The 17020-nt window shown below is 37.3% G+C and carries 30 protein-coding genes; all 30 read right to left on the minus strand.

Annotation, left to right across the window (positions count from 1 at the left end; genetic code table 11):
* Positions 1–18: 18 nt before the first annotated feature.
* Positions 19–333: a phage tail assembly chaperone G gene (gpG, locus tag BCER98_RS13085; RefSeq protein ID WP_012095031.1), complete on the minus strand. Its 315-nt coding sequence runs from the start codon at positions 331–333 to the stop codon at positions 19–21.
* A gap of 48 nt (positions 334–381) precedes the next feature.
* Positions 382–993 carry a major tail protein gene (locus tag BCER98_RS13090; RefSeq protein ID WP_012095032.1) on the minus strand — a complete coding sequence of 204 codons (612 nt, stop codon included), beginning with the start codon at positions 991–993 and terminating at the stop codon, positions 382–384.
* Positions 994–1353 carry a tail completion protein gp17 gene (gene gp17 / locus BCER98_RS13095; RefSeq protein ID WP_012095033.1) on the minus strand — a complete coding sequence of 120 codons (360 nt, stop codon included), beginning with the start codon at positions 1351–1353 and terminating at the stop codon, positions 994–996.
* Entirely contained in the window at positions 1350–1784 is a 435-nt protein-coding gene (locus BCER98_RS13100) for an HK97-gp10 family putative phage morphogenesis protein (protein ID WP_012095034.1), read from the minus strand. Before BCER98_RS13100 ends, gp17 begins: the two co-directional genes overlap by 4 nt.
* On the minus strand, positions 1777–2100 hold the full coding sequence (locus BCER98_RS13105) for a phage head closure protein (RefSeq protein WP_012095035.1): 324 nt from the start codon (positions 2098–2100) through the stop codon (positions 1777–1779). The genes BCER98_RS13100 and BCER98_RS13105 overlap by 8 nt, the downstream gene beginning before the upstream one ends.
* On the minus strand, positions 2097–2387 hold the full coding sequence (locus tag BCER98_RS13110; protein ID WP_012095036.1) for a head-tail connector protein: 291 nt from the start codon (positions 2385–2387) through the stop codon (positions 2097–2099). Before BCER98_RS13110 ends, BCER98_RS13105 begins: the two co-directional genes overlap by 4 nt.
* 17 nt (positions 2388–2404) lie before the next feature.
* Complete coding sequence (locus tag BCER98_RS13115) at positions 2405–3580, minus strand: phage major capsid protein (protein WP_012095037.1); 1176 nt, start codon at positions 3578–3580, stop codon at positions 2405–2407.
* A gap of 41 nt (positions 3581–3621) precedes the next feature.
* A complete protein-coding gene (locus tag BCER98_RS13120; RefSeq protein ID WP_041809932.1) occupies positions 3622–4242 on the minus strand; it encodes an HK97 family phage prohead protease in 621 nt (206 codons plus the stop codon).
* Complete coding sequence (locus BCER98_RS13125) at positions 4184–5494, minus strand: phage portal protein (protein WP_012095039.1); 1311 nt, start codon at positions 5492–5494, stop codon at positions 4184–4186. The genes BCER98_RS13120 and BCER98_RS13125 overlap by 59 nt, the downstream gene beginning before the upstream one ends.
* A gap of 15 nt (positions 5495–5509) precedes the next feature.
* Positions 5510–7207, minus strand: coding sequence for a terminase large subunit (locus tag BCER98_RS13130; RefSeq protein WP_012095040.1), 1698 nt, complete (start codon positions 7205–7207; stop codon positions 5510–5512).
* Positions 7204–7689 carry a phage terminase small subunit P27 family gene (locus BCER98_RS13135; RefSeq protein WP_012095041.1) on the minus strand — a complete coding sequence of 162 codons (486 nt, stop codon included), beginning with the start codon at positions 7687–7689 and terminating at the stop codon, positions 7204–7206. The genes BCER98_RS13130 and BCER98_RS13135 overlap by 4 nt, the downstream gene beginning before the upstream one ends.
* A 99-nt stretch (positions 7690–7788) precedes the next feature.
* Positions 7789–8172, minus strand: coding sequence for an HNH endonuclease (locus BCER98_RS13140; protein ID WP_012095042.1), 384 nt, complete (start codon positions 8170–8172; stop codon positions 7789–7791).
* Positions 8173–8378: 206 nt separating this feature from the next.
* A complete protein-coding gene (locus tag BCER98_RS13145) occupies positions 8379–8795 on the minus strand; it encodes a hypothetical protein (protein ID WP_219339265.1) in 417 nt (138 codons plus the stop codon).
* Positions 8796–8999: 204 nt separating this feature from the next.
* Positions 9000–9254 (minus strand): hypothetical protein, encoded by a 255-nt coding sequence (locus tag BCER98_RS13150; protein ID WP_012095044.1) that lies wholly within the window; start codon positions 9252–9254, stop codon positions 9000–9002.
* 19 nt (positions 9255–9273) lie between these two features.
* Complete coding sequence (locus tag BCER98_RS13155; protein WP_012095045.1) at positions 9274–9465, minus strand: hypothetical protein; 192 nt, start codon at positions 9463–9465, stop codon at positions 9274–9276.
* A gap of 5 nt (positions 9466–9470) precedes the next feature.
* Entirely contained in the window at positions 9471–9689 is a 219-nt protein-coding gene (locus BCER98_RS13160; protein WP_012095046.1) for a hypothetical protein, read from the minus strand.
* 294 nt (positions 9690–9983) lie between these two features.
* Positions 9984–10361, minus strand: a complete 378-nt coding sequence (locus BCER98_RS13165; protein ID WP_012095047.1) for an ArpU family phage packaging/lysis transcriptional regulator — start codon at positions 10359–10361, stop codon at positions 9984–9986.
* Between the two features lie 57 nt (positions 10362–10418).
* The gene (locus BCER98_RS13170; RefSeq protein WP_109090152.1) at positions 10419–10760 is read right to left on the minus strand and encodes a hypothetical protein; all 342 of its coding nucleotides are present in this window, start codon (positions 10758–10760) and stop codon (positions 10419–10421) included.
* A gap of 19 nt (positions 10761–10779) precedes the next feature.
* A complete protein-coding gene (locus tag BCER98_RS13175; protein WP_237701311.1) occupies positions 10780–11013 on the minus strand; it encodes a coiled-coil domain-containing protein in 234 nt (77 codons plus the stop codon).
* A gap of 39 nt (positions 11014–11052) precedes the next feature.
* A complete protein-coding gene (locus BCER98_RS13180) occupies positions 11053–11598 on the minus strand; it encodes a BAR domain-containing protein (protein WP_012095049.1) in 546 nt (181 codons plus the stop codon).
* Positions 11599–11658: 60 nt separating this feature from the next.
* Positions 11659–11922, minus strand: a complete 264-nt coding sequence (locus tag BCER98_RS13185) for a hypothetical protein (protein ID WP_012095050.1) — start codon at positions 11920–11922, stop codon at positions 11659–11661.
* Positions 11923–11960: 38 nt separating this feature from the next.
* Complete coding sequence (locus BCER98_RS13190) at positions 11961–12689, minus strand: sigma-70 family RNA polymerase sigma factor (RefSeq protein ID WP_012095051.1); 729 nt, start codon at positions 12687–12689, stop codon at positions 11961–11963.
* Complete coding sequence (locus BCER98_RS13195; RefSeq protein WP_012095052.1) at positions 12682–13080, minus strand: hypothetical protein; 399 nt, start codon at positions 13078–13080, stop codon at positions 12682–12684. The genes BCER98_RS13190 and BCER98_RS13195 overlap by 8 nt, the downstream gene beginning before the upstream one ends.
* An 8-nt stretch (positions 13081–13088) precedes the next feature.
* A complete protein-coding gene (locus tag BCER98_RS13200; RefSeq protein ID WP_041809936.1) occupies positions 13089–13787 on the minus strand; it encodes a hypothetical protein in 699 nt (232 codons plus the stop codon).
* Positions 13788–14049: 262 nt separating this feature from the next.
* Positions 14050–14760 carry a hypothetical protein gene (locus BCER98_RS13205; protein WP_012095055.1) on the minus strand — a complete coding sequence of 237 codons (711 nt, stop codon included), beginning with the start codon at positions 14758–14760 and terminating at the stop codon, positions 14050–14052.
* A 15-nt stretch (positions 14761–14775) separates the two neighbouring features.
* The gene (locus tag BCER98_RS13210; RefSeq protein ID WP_012095059.1) at positions 14776–15192 is read right to left on the minus strand and encodes a DUF1064 domain-containing protein; all 417 of its coding nucleotides are present in this window, start codon (positions 15190–15192) and stop codon (positions 14776–14778) included.
* The gene (locus tag BCER98_RS13215; protein WP_012095060.1) at positions 15185–15679 is read right to left on the minus strand and encodes a dUTP diphosphatase; all 495 of its coding nucleotides are present in this window, start codon (positions 15677–15679) and stop codon (positions 15185–15187) included. The genes BCER98_RS13210 and BCER98_RS13215 overlap by 8 nt, the downstream gene beginning before the upstream one ends.
* A gap of 216 nt (positions 15680–15895) precedes the next feature.
* Positions 15896–16348: a hypothetical protein gene (locus tag BCER98_RS13220; RefSeq protein ID WP_012095061.1), complete on the minus strand. Its 453-nt coding sequence runs from the start codon at positions 16346–16348 to the stop codon at positions 15896–15898.
* 14 nt (positions 16349–16362) lie between these two features.
* A complete protein-coding gene (locus tag BCER98_RS13225; RefSeq protein WP_012095062.1) occupies positions 16363–16845 on the minus strand; it encodes a YpiB family protein in 483 nt (160 codons plus the stop codon).
* Complete coding sequence (locus tag BCER98_RS13230; protein WP_041809938.1) at positions 16826–17020, minus strand: hypothetical protein; 195 nt, start codon at positions 17018–17020, stop codon at positions 16826–16828. Before BCER98_RS13230 ends, BCER98_RS13225 begins: the two co-directional genes overlap by 20 nt.

Here is a 17020-nt window from a genome sequence, read left to right on the forward strand (position 1 = left end):
ACGTTAGCCCTCCTCCCTCTATTGGTTTGGGTCTTCACTTGTCCCCCCAGTTGTACCACCTGCTGCTTCTACTGTTTCATTTATAAGAGAATTAATGACCTCTGTTGTTGTCGATAAAAATTTACGAGCGTCCACACCATCCCAATACTGGTCTACTGTGAACTGATTTCCATAAACCTCCGTCACATACTTAACCATTTTGTCTAAATCTGCTTTATCTGGATTGCTTGGAATTTCCGCAAGCTCTGTTGACTTGCGAATTAAACGCGCTGGAATAAAATCTGGTAACTGAAAAATTTCCTTTTCTCCATTAATCAATAAAGTTAATTTCATGATCTATTCCTCCTTATTTAATAAAAAAGAGAGAGTTTATACTCCCTCTTACTTCTGCTCTGCTGGCGGCTGTGCCACAGGCTTTTCATATACCTTTTTAAACCAATTATCTCCAACAGCTTTTGTAAATGTTGGTTCATCTTCATCAGCTGTAAACTTCGTTCTATCATCAAAATCACGTTCAATGAAGGAACCTTTAAGTTTCGTTGTTTGGAAGTTTGGTTTATCTTTCTTAGTTTCAGCCTCTTCTTCTTCTTGTGAAAGTTTTCCTTTTAATAACCAAACGTATCGATATTTATCGTTCGCTTTTAAGAAACGAAACCCAATTGCTAAATACGGTTTCTCTCCTTCACGCTTCTCATCCAAAACCCCATCTTGCACTTCAGGGAACCCTTCAATGTCAGCCTTTGTAGAAAGTGACAATCCTCGAACTTCAATTTCCACTTCAGTTTCACCATCAGATTCCGCAATTTCTGATTTCCTGTTATCACTCCACATGACTTCTGAAGATACCTTCTTAGTTAATTTAACCTTTACGGCACCTTCCATTTTCTTTACTGTTGAATAGTCAACACCCATCGCATCATCTTGTAACACTTTTGCATAAACAAGACTATCTACACCGACAGTCGAGCTAATTTTTATAACCTCTCCAGCCATCTATAATTCCACTCCTTTCGCGAATCGCATCGCATAATGAAAAATTTGTGTATCTTCTTCATATAAATCAGCAACTGCATAACGTGAAAAACCAATACTTTTCATGACTTCATTCACTTTTTGATGAATTGCTGTCGTGCTATTCTTTGACCAGATATCAATTTGAAACAGAATTTCACTTTCGCTTTCCTTATTATCCGCAAAACCATCAGGTCTGTTATCTAACTCAAAAAATGTGATTCTAGGAAATTCTGTTGCGTTTTTTGCTTTTCTATAATAAATGCGTTTTCCACCTAACAATGAAACAAGCTCTTGATTTGCCTCAAGAGCTTGTAAAATAACAGGGCGTAAATTTATCACAAATTCAGCCTCATTTCATTTTTTAAAATATCTGTCATAGCACGTACAGCCTCTGCTTTAGAAGCATTAAAGCCTGGTTCCACGAATGGATGCGCTGGCATTTTCGACGTTCCCCATTCATGGAATTTTAAATAAAACCACGGAGATCGATCAGCCTTATCAAGACCAATTTTCACCGTTTTAACGCCACCTTCTAACCTAGCCTTTGTAACTTTAATCTGATCAGCGGCATGTTTTCCAGTACGCCACGGTTCACTTTTTGATGGTGGTTTAGGCGTTGTACTTCTAGGCGCTCGTTCTGCAATTGCTTTTCGAATAGGTTCTCCACCTGCTGCAAGGGCCTTATCTTCTATTTCCTCACCACGTGCTCCCATCGCTTCCAATCCAGTGATAAGACGGTCAAACCCAATAAAATCTACACCATCAGCCATTCATACCACCACGCTTCCACATGATTAATAACGTATGATTTTCAGTTGGAAGGACTGAAATAATGTCATATATGGCATCTTTGTACTTAATTTTCATATCAGCGGTAACGTCGCTACGATAACGAATTTCTGTTTTCCCTTGAACCTCGCTATTCGCTGCTGCTGCTTGAAAATATTCTCTTCCTTTTAAAAAGATAAAAGAGCCCCATACAGTGAATACATCTTTATATTTGTCAATCGGTTCACCATCTGGCCCTTTTGCATTTTCATCTTTTACTTGAAATGTAAGCCGTTTATCTAATTTTGCAGGATTCATTTTCTTTCCTCCTGAGGCTCTGGAGCGTACTGGAGCTGTAATATCATGCTCTGAACAATGGTTCTGATTTTTTCACTGGCTTTTTCTCCTACAAGTAGTCGGTTTTCATACCAATCGGAAACCAAAAATAAACAAAGCAACTTGGCATCTTCATTCTTTTCATCGAATGTTCTACCAGTTGCTTTGAAAATATATTTTTCAGCTGCTTTGATTAACATAGTAATTGTACGGGTATCATCTTCATCCACCCGAATCCATTCTTTAGCTTCTTCTACAGTAACTAACATGTAAAAGCCTCCTCAAACTATTCTTGAGGTTGTTCAACAGGTGCACTCAAATCCAATTCCCCGTATACCGCTGCTTCGCTATCCCAAAGTTTTACATCATCGCGTTGAATAGCACGTAAATCCAATGTGTTACGTGTGAATGCTTTACCACCTACATCTGTAGAAGCTAGCTCCATATCTTCTAGTTTAAACAACACAATGGCTTCTTTTAAATCCCCAATAATAAGAGGTGCTTTTTTAGCGGTCGTTCCTTTCGTTTTTAAGAAACGATTAGAAATTACGACAACTGGTTTCCCATCAAATAATTTTCGATTCGGCTTTGTTGGATCTGGCTGTAAAATGTATTTTCCATCCTTATCTTTTAATTTATCCAAATAGTTAAATCCATCTTGATTTGTAAGTAAAATTGCATTTGGAGAAATTGCTGGATCTAATTTAACATTTAGTACATCTTTAATGTCATCAAGAGACTTAATCGCTTGTTTTGTCAATTTATCAATAACATTCAAAATAAGCACATTGCGTGTAACTTTTGATTTTTTCCCTAACCATTTAATCACATAATTCAGGATGTTTTGATCGCTATCTTTCAATAAAGAACGGGATAACGGTAAAATCCCTGCTCTGTCTTTTATTGCATATTCCATATTAGAGAACTTAGGATTATCCGTTTCTGGAATTTCTCCCATTTCCGTAATTTCTGCAAAAGGAACCATTTCCGCATTTTTTTCTAATACTCGTGATCCCGAACGTGTTTGAACTGTCTCAACAGTTACATATTGTTCAAGAGCATCAAATGAACGGGATAATTCATTAATTTTTGTTTGAATATCCTGCGGGATAACAAGACCGCCGTCTTCCCCTGTTAGTCCAGACATCGCACGTTGTTCTAATTCGTTTTCAAGGAATTCTCGCTCTTCGGCATTTAGTGGTTTGTTTCGTAATGCTTTCATAAATACATCGCGGTACTCAATATCTTCTTCGCCAAAGCGTGTTTCTAATTCGTTTCCAACTTGACGTTGTTCTGTCTCAGAATCATCAAGTGAACGCTGTAACTCAATTTTCTTTTGTAAAGAACGTACCTCGTTCATCATTGCTTCAGCTTCTTCTACTTTGTCCTCACTCATAAGAGAACGTACTTCTGACTTTTTCTCTTCTAATTGCGCTAATAATTCACGTAATTCTTTTGACAAATTAAACACTCCTTTGAATTTTGGCATAAAAAATGAGCTTTCTACAGAAGCTCTAATTCCAACGCTAATTTTCTTTTACGGTATTCATTTGCAGCTCGTTTTTCATTCGCTTTAAAATCATCTAATGAGCGAACATTGACTTCATTAGCTGGATAAGCAGGAAATGCAACTGGTGATATTTCATAAAGTTCAGCATTTAGAATAGATCGCTTATAAAGCTTGCCATTTTCTCGTTCCTCAGATGACCACTTATCTTTTATTACTTTCATTCCGAATGAGACACCATCCACATCACCGCGTTTAATAAGCTCCCAAGCGTCATTACCTACAGTGGTATTTGGAATATCTAATTCAAAACGCAATTCTTTCTTATCGTTTTCGATACGCAATGTGTTGCTTTTAGTATTTCCTAATACTTGAGATGTGTCATGCGACCATAAACCCACAACGTCACGAACTTTTAAACTTTCGTCAAAAGCTCCTTCAGCAATCTCTTCCACAAAGGTATCTCCCCACCAATCTCGCATTTCTGAACTTTCAGTGTTGTATTTAATGGCCCCGGAAATTGTACGCTTACCTTCCTCTTCATTCGCCTCACGAATTTCAATCGTCATCGGTAACGCTCGAATCTCCTTCGTTTCCTTCTTTTCCGTTTTCGCCACTATTACCACCCCCTTTCAAATAAGCCTGTCCAGCCATTTCAATCGGCATCATATTCCCATTAACGAGTAATTGATCTCCACCAGCTTCTGGTGGTAAATCTTCTTTACTTCTGGCCTCGTTAGGTTTGAGGAAACCACCTTGAATACCTGTCCTATAAGCTTCATATCTCGTTTTAATATCCGCCCGTAGAATAGCATCTACATTGAATTTCGAATAAAAGCCTTTATCCAACTCACTGTCTAAAAATAGCTTATAAGTCATCTCTTGCTCATACATCGTTAAAGTAGCTTGCAATGTATCTGTATAGAATTGTCGTTGCTGCTGTTCAATGTTATTAAGAGTAGCTTTACTTAAATCATTAAGTTGATGCATTTTGATACCAAAAGCAGTGGCTATTTGCCTAATGGTAAGCTCTGTATTTTCAAGAAACTGCGCATCTGACATGCTTAATGATATGGGTTGAAACTGATATCCCACTGGCATTAGCGCAATTCGATGGCTATTTTCCAATCCGCTAGACATGGACTCGAAATTTTCACGAAAAACTCTTTTTGCATCTTCATTTAAATCTCCAACATATTGAACTAACCCTTTTACCTGTAATCCTTGTTTGTAGAAATTGTTTATAAATTTCTGTGCTGAAGCTGAATTTTCAACCGTCGATTTTAAATAATCCATAGTTGGTACGCCAACAAGCCCATCAAGAGTAAGACCGTTTTTAAAATGCAACATCTCATCTGGCATTAACTTAATCTGTTTGCCATTCACATTGACGACATACCACATTTTTGATTTCGAATTAAGTAATCCAACATCATCGATATAGACAGTCACCTTTGAGGAATCGATTGGCCATAAAGCTTTTACTCTGCCTTTTCGATCAAATTCAATGTTAGCGTAGCTGTTTCCGTATAAATTCTTTTGAGTTTCCAGTGCACCGAAAAGATTCATTGAACTCATATATGGATTCGGCCGCAACTTGAGCAAGTTGTAAAGATAATGTCTTGCCGCCTTCTGAATCCCACTTTCATCCTCTTGATAGATTTTAAGAGGAAGCTTAGAGACAGATTCAGATAGTATTTTGATACAAGCAAAGACTGTAGCAACTTTGAGAGCGTTTTTCCCTTTTACATTTACATCACTCGGTGAAATTCCTAACCACTCTAATAATTTTTCATCATCCTTATTTAACTCAACTACTCGCCTTTTCTCAAAGCTGAAGAATTTTCGAACTGAATCCAATAGTTTCACACACTCACCCCCTCCCTAGTTCCATAATTTATTAAGAAAGTCTTTATTTGCGAATTCGGACACATCAACTTTTACACTCGCCCCATACATTGCCCTTGCAAATGCATTTAATACCGCTGCCGCTGGATCAATACGATTTTTACTTATCTTTTTCGAGATCATAATATTTTCTTGGTCATCCATTTTAATAACAGCGTTATTAAGAGCCCAAAAAAGCACGGGATCACCAGTATGTTTCACTTTCTTTTCATACACTTTTTCACGAAATGTCTTTGTTGGAATGGATAGATTAGCAATCCGCTGTGGTATTTCTACACAAGTAAAACCTTTGTTTTCTAAATTCTGCGCTAAATGCAAAGCATTCCATTTATCATAGTCAAATTCTTGAATGTCTTTATCTTTAGCAAAGTTTTCTATCCAAGATTCAACAATTGTATAATCGACCATTTCCCCAGGTGTTAAAGTTAAATATCCTTGTTCAGCCCACAAATCATAACGAACCTTATCTGTAGCCATTTTCTCCTTTAAACGGGCTTCTGGCATAAAAGAATGTTGTCCAACAATAAAATCTCCCTCTTCGTCCATCCCTACCCAACCAACACTTGTTAAGTCAGTAGTCATAGATAGGTCGCCGCCAATCCAGAGAGTCGCTCCCACAAAGTCGATATTATCTACTTCGCACTGGCGCCATTTTGACATGTCCATATATCCATTGTCTTTTTTATCAACCCAAATGTTCATATTTTTGGTTAAAAATGCTCTCATTTTTTCAGGTCTATCAAGAGCAACTTTTAAATCCGAACGTATTGCTGCTATACCTTCTTCATAAGTAGCGACAATTGGGTTTGCTTTTATCCAATTAGACTCATCTTTTATGTCATCATCTTTTTCCAGTTCGCAAATCATAACAAAATAATCATCGTTTTCAACATCTTTCGATGGATCTAGAATATCACTGACATATTCATACTCTCTATAACAAGGTCTAGATAAATCAAAGCCAGCTGTCGTTATAATAAACATCAAAGGTTCTTTCCTTGCTACCATCCCTGAAGATAGAACATCGTAAATTTCGTCAGTCTCATGCGCATGATACTCATCGACAATCCCAACAGATGGGTTTTTTCCGTCACCTGTTTTTCTTGCCTCTTTTGAAAGAGGAACAATCACCGAGCCGTTTTTAAATATTTCAATCGTGCTATATGCTTCTTTCCACTTACCTTCTAACAGTTCACTTGAACTGATTCCTGTTTTTATAGCCTCGTAAACTTCAGAAGATTGATCTCTGGTCCATCCAGCAATGTAAGCACGTTGTTTTTCATCACCAAGAAACGTGACAAACGCTGCTACAATAGCAAGAAATTGTGATTTAGCATTTTTACGTGCTAATTGGATAAAAACTTTTCTGAAGCGTCTTGCTCCATTAGATTTCTTTTTAAAACCAAAGATATTTGCCGATAAAAATAATTGAAAATCCGTCAATTCTACTGGTTCGCCAGCTAAAATCCCTTCAACATGCTTAAACTCTCTTGCGAACCAGTAAAAATCTTCTACTATTTCTTCGTCAAAATAAAAAAGACTGTCATCTTTTTGACAATCCTCATAGTCTTTTAAAAAACGCTTAACGGCCCATTTATGTTTTTTACAATTTTTTATTTTTCCACTTACAATTGCATCACAGTAGGCAAAAACCCGTTCTATTATCCAATTCATATACGATCACCAAAGCGACGTTGCGCTTCACTTTGCTGTTGCTGTGATGTATCCGATTCTGGAATAACTAATTTTAAGCGAGATGTAATCGTTAATCCTAAGTCGCTAGCTGATGAACGGCATTCATTAAATAAAAGATTCTTACTTCTTTGCATTTGAGAATACAATTTAAAATCATCTGAAGGCTTTGTTTTTCTTAGTAGGCGAACTATTTTTATATACTGGTCTTTAGAATCAACATACCTCGCTAAACTATCTACATCTAAGTTGCTAAAAATTTTCAATCTAATTAATTCAGTGGCTAATGCATCGAATTCTCTTTTTTGTGCTGCGGTCAAATAAGAAGGAGCTTCAATTTTATCAGTATGTCCCCGCAATGCTTCTTCTTGTTTTTCCCGTCTATTTTTCTCGCTTTTTGTAATGTGATTTGATCTACCTTTTCCCTGTATGACAGAGAGTGGTTGTTTATTTCTTCCAGCCATGATTACACCTCCTTAAAAAATATTCAAAAACGGATTTTTCTGCGAAGTTGAGGGGGCGGCGGTACGGGCAGGCTGCCCTGAAAGTTTTTTGACCCGCCCCTACCCGTACTTCTTTTTGTCTTTTGCTGTTTTTCTGTTGTGACATGGATTACAAAGTGATTGTAAATTATCAAGAACAAGTTTCAAACTTGGATCAACTTTAATAGGTATGATGTGGTCAACCATATCTGCCACTTTAATCTTTTTATTCTTTTTGCAATGCTGACACAACCCTTTGTCTCTCATTAGTGCCTGCTCTCTTAACCGTTCCCATGCCTTTGATTTATAGAAAGCTGTACTCTCTTTGTCACGTTTGTATCGATCATAGTATCGATTCTTTTCTTGCTGTGTTTTCTTTTCTTTGTATCTATGTTCCTCACAATATCTTTCACGCGTGAGGTTCTGGCAGTGAAATTCACAGCATGGTCGAAGTGGTTTCCTCAACTCTCCTCACCTCACCCCTTATCCCTAAACGCAACACGTTTGCGTTTATCTTTACCTAGACAACTTCAAGAACTCTCTTAAACCGTCTATCTCTTGCTAACTTGTTCAAATCTCCGTTATGAAGTGTAAGACTCATTTCTTCTCCTCCTTATCTTTCCTTAACAACAAACAAGACGCTACATAGTTTAGAGTAGCGTCTACAATACTTAAAATTGATCTGAACGTTTTATGTCTAGTTTACTTACTTGTAATTTAATGGAGTTGTCTGCTGTCTGTTCAATTGTAGATTGAGCAATTGATTTTATATCGAAAGATACTTCAGACGTTTCAGATTGACCTTTAAATTTATGCATCACCTTTTCCAGCTTCTCTAATGCATCTGCACATTCATTAGCTGCTTCAGTTACTTCCTTAATTCCCTCTAATGCTTTTGTTGTATCTACACTAACTTGTATTGTTAGTTCACTATTCTTATTTTGATTTACTTGCTTTTCTACTGGGCTATATGGTTTCTCTATTGTCGGGCCACCACACTTAACGCAGTTCATTCCTTCCAAAAAATGACCAAACATTACTGTACGACATTCTTTATCTCTACATTCCAATTGCATTTTATACTTCATTCTTCATCCTCCTCCAAAATAAAAAGCACCATCACTTGGCACTTTCTCTTTTCTTATTCACCTGTTGAGACATTATTGGCCCATTACAATCAGGACATTTCCAACCATCACGTATCTTATAAGAAGTTTCTTCAAATCCGCAATTTCTATCTAAACACCAATGCTTTGTTAATGGCATTTTCAAACTCAGTGGCTCAAACCCACTCACTTCCTCCTTTCAAACCTCTTCCTTAATCGTTTCATTTCATCTTCAATAGCAAGATTCTTTTTACTAATCCGTTCTTGATACTTTGCTATATCATCTTGATACTTACGAATCTTATCATTCACATATGCCGCCACATGTTCATGGCCACAATGAGGACACGTAAAGTAGCACTTATCAATTCGATTAGGAAGCTGTTTTACTTTCGGCTGCATGTCATAATCTTTATTACACTCAGCACAATATACCTGCATGCCTACTCACCTCATTGGTCTATTGATTCCTATTTAATGAATCAATTAATATCTCACGTGTTAACTCAAATGATTGTTCTTCACTGAATCCTGCTTCTTTAAACTGTGTAAAAGCAGCGAACATCATTTTTGCTGCTAATGCAAAGTCCATCATAGCACTACCTACTTGTTCGTTCTGCATATCGTTTACCATCTTCTTAAATCCGTCCATCTAATTCACTCCTTATCCTTTAAGAACTCATCAATCGCTTTATTCAATATACTAATAGACGCTTCTCTTCTTTGTTTTGGAGTTGTGTTATCTTCCATTTCATTAAAGGCTGGAATTGCTTTTTCTAACTTCTTCGAATCAATGCGTTCATTCACAATATCTTGGCCAAGTAGTGTAACGAATGTGCCAATTACAGTTGCTTGTTCTTGTTTAGTTAGTTGCATCTATCCTCACTCCTTACGCTAATCGCTTATACAAAATTAAAGACCACGACACTAATGCGACGTGGCCATATATAAATTCAATCGGTCTTTTCATCCTTATTGCGGATTCTTACCGCCCATGCCCGTTCTTCGGTAACGGTAACGTTTTGATAAAGGGGCTATGATCATTGATTATGAGCGCATAGATACGCTATCCCCACAGTATTCTTTTTTCAAAGAACTATTAACTGTAGAAATATCGTACCGTCGATTCCAATATAAAAAGGTACCCCATTTGGTACCCTCTTTGTCCATTTATATCATGCCTAACGCCTTGGCCAAATTCACCACAGCGGACTTTTTCTTTCGATAAAACTTCCCTTTTTTCATTCCGAGTACAGTGTAAATATACTCATCGTTCAACTCTTTCGCACTCATGTACTTCATTTCTAGTACACGCTGTTCGTCTTCATCTAACGCTTCCTCAAATGCTCGTTTTAATTGCCTGTATCGAATTTCGTCTGGTGCGCTAGTTTGTCGTAACTCTGGAAACAATAATTCCGCTCCTAGTTCTGTTCGCTCTTGTAGATTTTGAAACTTTACTTTTAGGACTTTATAATCACGTAACTCTTCTATAACGAAAGGGCGTATTTCTTTCTCGTTTACATATCTAGAAGATGACGATTGATTCATACGATACGATTCCCCTCCGTTTAAACTTATTCTTTCAAAGGATTATTTTGTTTAGTTTTATTTCTTTATCTTTATAAATCGCCTAACTGTTTTTCGTGGCGTTACATTTACCATACCAAAGAAGTTTTCTACTTCTCTTGCCCAAACATTTTCAGTGTTATAATCATCTTCTGATTGATAGATCACATGAGGCTTGTCCTTATCTATAAACGTTACTCCTTTGTGGTAAAACATCTGAACTTTGTTGATTTCCTGTCCTTCAGGAGTATGGGCATCAAAAGCAATCCCACCATCTTCTAATTCAGACGCACGACCTTCAAACTCATTGAAGGGTAATGCTATACAACTGAAAAAGTACTCCTTTTGTTTATAATGCATATATAAATCTCCATGTTGCATGTCTCGTTCTTCCTTTCTATTAAAATAATGACATCTGCCCGCTCTTATTCTGCTCTTCCAATTCCTTTATTCTCTTCTCAAGCCTTTCGATTTCTTTCCGCAGATGAATAATCATTTTGTTGTTTTTTCCTTTTGAGTGCAGGCATCTTTCATGAACAATGTTGTCGTATTTATCAAATATCCACTCATCTTCAAACATCCAATCTTCACATATAGGGCATTCTCCTACAATGCAACCAGATGCCATATCCATTCCCCTTTCTCCAAAATAACGCTTTGGTTAAAAAACTGTCTACTGAATTACCCGTTTACTTCGAGGTTCATATTTTCTTCTTTCCTCTTGATATTTACTTCGGTATTCCTCTTTTTGTTTCCGTTCATTCCGCAACTGCCTTTGTAATGACTCCACAATAGATGGATTATTGCTACGCAATACTTTGTCTGCCTCTCGGTAAAGCGAACGAATGAAAGAGTCTTTCAAAACCTCTTCATCTACTGCGAGTTTTTGTTTTCTTGCCCGTTTCATAAGTGTTTTACCAACATATACACCTATATGCTTAGGTATCTCGTCTTTAACTTTTTCATAAAGTTCTTCCGGCATTACATAATAATTAAAATGTCCCACAAAGGTTTTATGCGCTTTACTTCTAAAATCGGACAATGATACTTTAATCTCATAGCAACGCCAAATCCCCTTTGTATCATACGTCAAGTAGTCCACACGTTCTTTTCCGAACCAACCAATTGTCACTTCAAAACAACCAAATACCCCTTGATTACAAGTAGTTGCACTATATATTTGTCGTTCCATCTCGACAGTAATCTCTGTTTTAGCCATCCTCAATCCACCTTTTTTTGTACAAAATTCAAATTGTACTACAATAACGCTTTGTTTTTTTTACGAATATTCTACAATCAAGTGTGTCATACTTACTTGCCCTGCTCTAACATACATATAATCGCCAGACCAACTCGGAAGAATAACAGGTGTATACTTAAACTTATCTATCTCTCCTGATTCAAAAAACCACTTCCAAAAATCATCAGATAAAGAAGGTACCTTCTCGTAAAGTTCTCTTACAGAAATAAGTTCCCCGTACCCTTTATATTTTTCTGCATACACCCTATCTATTTTCGAAAGTATTTCAATATACCTATTCACGATACCACCTCGTTTTTATACAAAATTCAAAATTGGTCTTACTTCGCAATCCCTTGCTTCTGTCCAAAAGCCGTTGCTCTCTTATTAATTCGCCCTAAAATCCGACTAACTTGAACCTGTGATTTCCCTATACGTTTTCCGATATTTTCTTGTCTTGTTCCTTTAGAATGCATGTCCCACACAACCAATTCGCTATGCTGCAATGTATCGAAAAAAGAATGAAGAATCACTTTGTTTTCCACTGTACTTTCTACATCTACACTTTCATCTTCAAGTTGTTTTTCTAAAGTAATTTCTCCCCCTTCACCGTTGTCATCCGGATAGAAAACTTTATCTATAGAGAATGTCCCTGGTTGATAATCTTGTGCAGCTTCAACAAGTTTAGGATCAATATCCAAAGTTTCGCTGATATGGTCCACCGATTCTTCCGACAACTTATTTTTCAAGATTTTCCCCTTCGCATAATATACAGTTCGTTCGATTTTCAACTTCTGTGTCTTCCAAATCTCATTACCAATTTCACCAATTATTTTCGGTACAGCAAACGTAAGGAATTTAAATCCCATTTCAGGCTTGAATTGTTCTCTTGCTTTAATTAGCGCAATCATGCCACATTGCACCAAATCCTCAAATTCAAGACCTGTATCGTCTTTTATCGCTTGTAATCTGTGACCATATTTTTTATGAATGAAATGAAAAACGAACTTTTCGTATTTTTGAATAAATTCTTCATCCGACAGGGCCTTTACATCAATTAACTCAGTCATTTCCCTTCCCCTTTCTGATTTTCCACATGTTTGTTGGTCCTTCCCATAACCCTTGCTTTTCCCATCTTTGTTTCAATTTATTTACATAATTAGGACTTCTATCGTACATAATGCCAATTGTTCTATCTGCAATCCCCTGTAAATTTAATTCCCGAACGCGTTCGGGTGTAAGTCCAGTAGGGGTTCTCATTTGTCTTCCCCGTTTTTTAGGAGTTGGATCAAGATATCTACCCAACCGACGCAATTCTTGACCAGTTGGGCAATTTCCACAAACACTAATACTAAAACAAGCATCATCTGACCGATTGTAATAACAACGTCTACATTTCTGCTCTATAATATCGCCAATCTCGTATGTTAGTTTGGTACGTTCCTCTTTTGTTAGTTTCATATCAACACCTACAAGACTGCTTTGAGCGCCATGCCTAATGCTTGTGATCTACCTTGTAGTTCAAGACGGTGTTCACGTTCTTCACTGGCTATTTTTTCAGCTAATCGAAGATTATCGTTCATTCTGCGCAACTGGTACTCTAACTCGAATTTCTTTTCATTCAGAGCATTAAATTCGTTTTTTAACACGTTGTAATCTTCCTCAGAGTCTCGTAATTGCTGTTTCATACGTTCAAAGCTATCTTCTGCTTCTAGGCGTGCCTTTGTTTCTGCAATAAGATCTTGCGCTAACTTTTCTTTTAAATCCTTTAATTCGCTATATCGCTTTGATATTTCGTTTAATTCTTTAGCTAGTGCATCTTTTTTGTCTATGATTGTAGCCATTGTTTCTTGCCAGCTGCTATCTAATGTCTCTGTCTTGCTTATATGAGAAGAAGCCACAGATTTTAATTGTGACGGTTCAGATTTCGTTTTTTCAACGTTTTGACGCTTTGGTAATGTTTTTGTATCACGAAGTTTCTTAGACGCTCCTACACGCTTTTTAGACGCGCTATTCGCTTCACGCCTTCTCGAAATGTGATAGTATAAATTCCCTTCCGTAACTCCAAGATGTTCAGCGATTCTTCCCCATGTCCATTTCTTTTCGTCCGCAGCACGTAATTTCTCAGCCGTTGCACAAATTTGATCCCAGTTTTTTTGTTCAGCCATACTACTCGTTCTCCCTTCGATTAGGCTACCGCCTAATTTTTCGAGTGTTTTCCCTATTTCACAATTTTGACGACAATACCCATTACGCTTGTCTTGACTAAGCTTTTTAGGAACCTTCTCACACCCTTTACATTGACTATCTTGTATATCTAGAATCCTAAGTCGTATCTGACGCTTCTCCGCTCTATTCAACCCATCACCCCATGTATGAGATTGAAAGGAAAGTAGTACAACGAATTCGCTATACTACCAACCTGTTTTATTAGTCTTCTAACTCTTCATCGAAAGGCTTGTCCTCATCTGTTACTTCGTATTCCTCCGATTCTTGTTGCTCTTGATCCTGAACCGGTTCTTCTGAATTTGGTTCTTCCACTGGCTTCTCCTCTGCCTTTGGTTGTTGCGGAGCTTCTGGCTGATTTTCTTTCCATTCGTGCCATTTCAATGCTAATGGAGCCACACGCTTACGATATTCATCGATAACTTCAATAATTTGGCCAGATGACATATCCAACTCATTTGCAAGTTTCAAGTAAGATTCACCTTCAAGGCGTCGTTTCACGATTTCAGGTAATTTCTTCGGCATTCCATCAAAGCTTGGTGCTAAACCACTGATAATAAATTCATCGACAATTTCACGATCCGCTTGTTCTTTTTCTTCACGCGTTGGAATCTTTTCTTCTGGAATATCAAAGTCTGCTTCTAGCTGTTCATACTCTGGTTTCACTTCTTTTACGATGCCTTTATCATCTACTTCATACTGCGTAACAGGTTCGTTTGTTTTTGTATTGATAGTGACGTTAAAGCTAACTTGCATGGATTCTAATGCAATAAGAACTTTTGTATCGATTAAGTCTGATAAAGCATCTAATTTACCTTTTAACGATGAATCCGTTACTTCTAACACAATTTCTTTTTTGCCATCTGGTTTAAGGTTTACTTTTTTTAACGTTGGTTTGAATTCGATATATGCCATTATGATCCGCTCCCTTTATTTAGCCTTTTTTAGTTTTTTCTCTTCACGCTTTAATCTGTCGTACTCATCCAAAGTGATAAAACCACCATATTTTTTCACATGTTTTAGCAAAATGAGCTGTAAATGTGGGTATTTGTATTCGAATAATTTTCGCTTAACCTTAAAAGTTTCTGTACATAGACCTTTTATATCGATGACTTCTACATCACCATTTGGCAAATAAACCATGAAGTCTGCTATATATGTAATTGCTAGAAACTTTTTGCCATTCTTCGTGAATGCTGGTTGCAAGTTAAAGCATGGTTGTAATTCAAAATTTAAAACCTCACCTGCAGCTTGGCGAACTTTTAACCCCTCGTAGTAATCAGCCTCAGCTTTGCTATCAAAAACATGACCATCTAGCTCAACTTTTTTATTTCCGTACTTACTCATCGCGAATCCCTGTACTTCCAAAACCATTGATTCCTCGCTCACTATCAGGTAGTTTGTCTACTTCCACAAAAAGAGCTGTTTGCACTGGCGCTATTACGCCCTGTGCAATACGGTCTCCTTTTAATATTTGATACGCTGTACTTTCATAAAATTCCGGCTCACCATGAATATCGTTGCATCCGTAATCTTCGTTACCTTTAGGAGAGGTATTTTCAATAATCACGCCAACCTCTCCTCTAAAACCACTATCCACCGTTCCAAGAATTACCCTTAACTTTGTTCTTCTTGAAATCCCACTTCTTGGCCTTACTTGAAGCTCGTAACCTGGCGGAATTTCAAAAGCTAATCCTATAGGAATGACTTTTGTTTCTCCTGGCTTAATAATTACGTCCTCCGCTGCCATTAGATCAAACCCAGCATCTCCAAACCTCGCATATCGCGGGAGGTCCACATCTTTCAACCTTTTAATTTTCACTCGCAGGTTCATCGTTTTTCCCCTTTCGCTTCGCTGATCAATAAAGTAATTTCATACGCGCCATGTTCCATCGCTTTCATGTAGCACACTCCTTTTGTAAAATTATTGTAAAAATAGTTATCGCTCGAACCACCTAACTATTTACCGCGTTATAATGTAAGTGAGTCTATCATCCATGCAAAATACCCTATGACTTGCTAGGAGCAATCCTAGCCTTTTTATGTGCCCCTACATCACTTCTGTGTAAGTACCTTTTCGATAATCTCGAACTACATTGCCATCCTCATCAAAGTAAGCAATCTCCCAATATGGATGACAATTGTGCTTCTCTATTTCTCCATCGAACAAAACGAACAAATTAGTTTTCCAGTTTCCGACGATCGTACCCCACATGCCAGCTACGTTTACTCGCATACCCATGTAAGCAAAATGCAACTTTCGAAACTTCTGCATTTTCTTGAAGCTTTCTTCCTTGCTGAACAGTTGTGTTATATCGAAAATTCCAAGGTTCTCACACTTCACAAACTCCATAAATGTACTCATTGGCATTAAAGTGAATTTTGTTTTATACGTTTGCCAATACTTAAAGCGAGCTTGTCCTTCATTCTCAGCAATGATAAATTCCTCACATGGCCAATGTTCTAAAATGGTTCGTAATTTGAACTTGTATAACAAGCTCATTGCGCTCTCCCCCTTTAATTTGCAATTAACTTCCGAAATAGTTCTTCATTACGCGTATCTAGTGCAAAATCGATGAGTTGCTTTTTAAGAAGTCTCTCGATGTCATCATGATCTTCTCCGTCTAGGTAGGTTTCTAATGTGCATTCATCGTCTTCAACTACTTCCATGTATAATTCATTACTGTATTTCCCTTTGAAATTTAGCTGAATGTAGATTGGGTCCCTATTGGAATTAAAATGCATAAATGTATCTAATCCTTCGGTAAGAGTGTCATTCGGTTTATAGCATGCAAATTCTCTACCTTCCGAGAATGTCGCTGAAATCTCTATCCCATATGGATACTTTTTAGCATTCTCAACAAAATGAATCCTTTCTACAAACTTTCCATACTTATTGAATGTATATAAAACTCGATATCCTTCATCTTCTCTTGATAACACGTTATCTAAAATGAATTTCATAAACTCCCGCTTTTTCTCAAATGACACGTTGCTCATACTTCACACCTCCAAATTTCATTTCAGCTTCCTTCAAACGTGTTTGAAAATCTTCCCACTCTTGTGCGCGTTTCTTTTGTTCCATCACACCCACTTCACAAGTACATGATTCAAACAACCAAGCCCCTGGGAACGGAGAACTAAATACTTTACCAGTGCCATTGCATGAGCACAT

The sequence above is a fragment of the Bacillus cytotoxicus NVH 391-98 genome, from assembly GCF_000017425.1.
In the GTDB taxonomy this organism is placed as follows: Bacteria; Bacillota; Bacilli; order Bacillales; family Bacillaceae_G; genus Bacillus_A; species Bacillus_A cytotoxicus.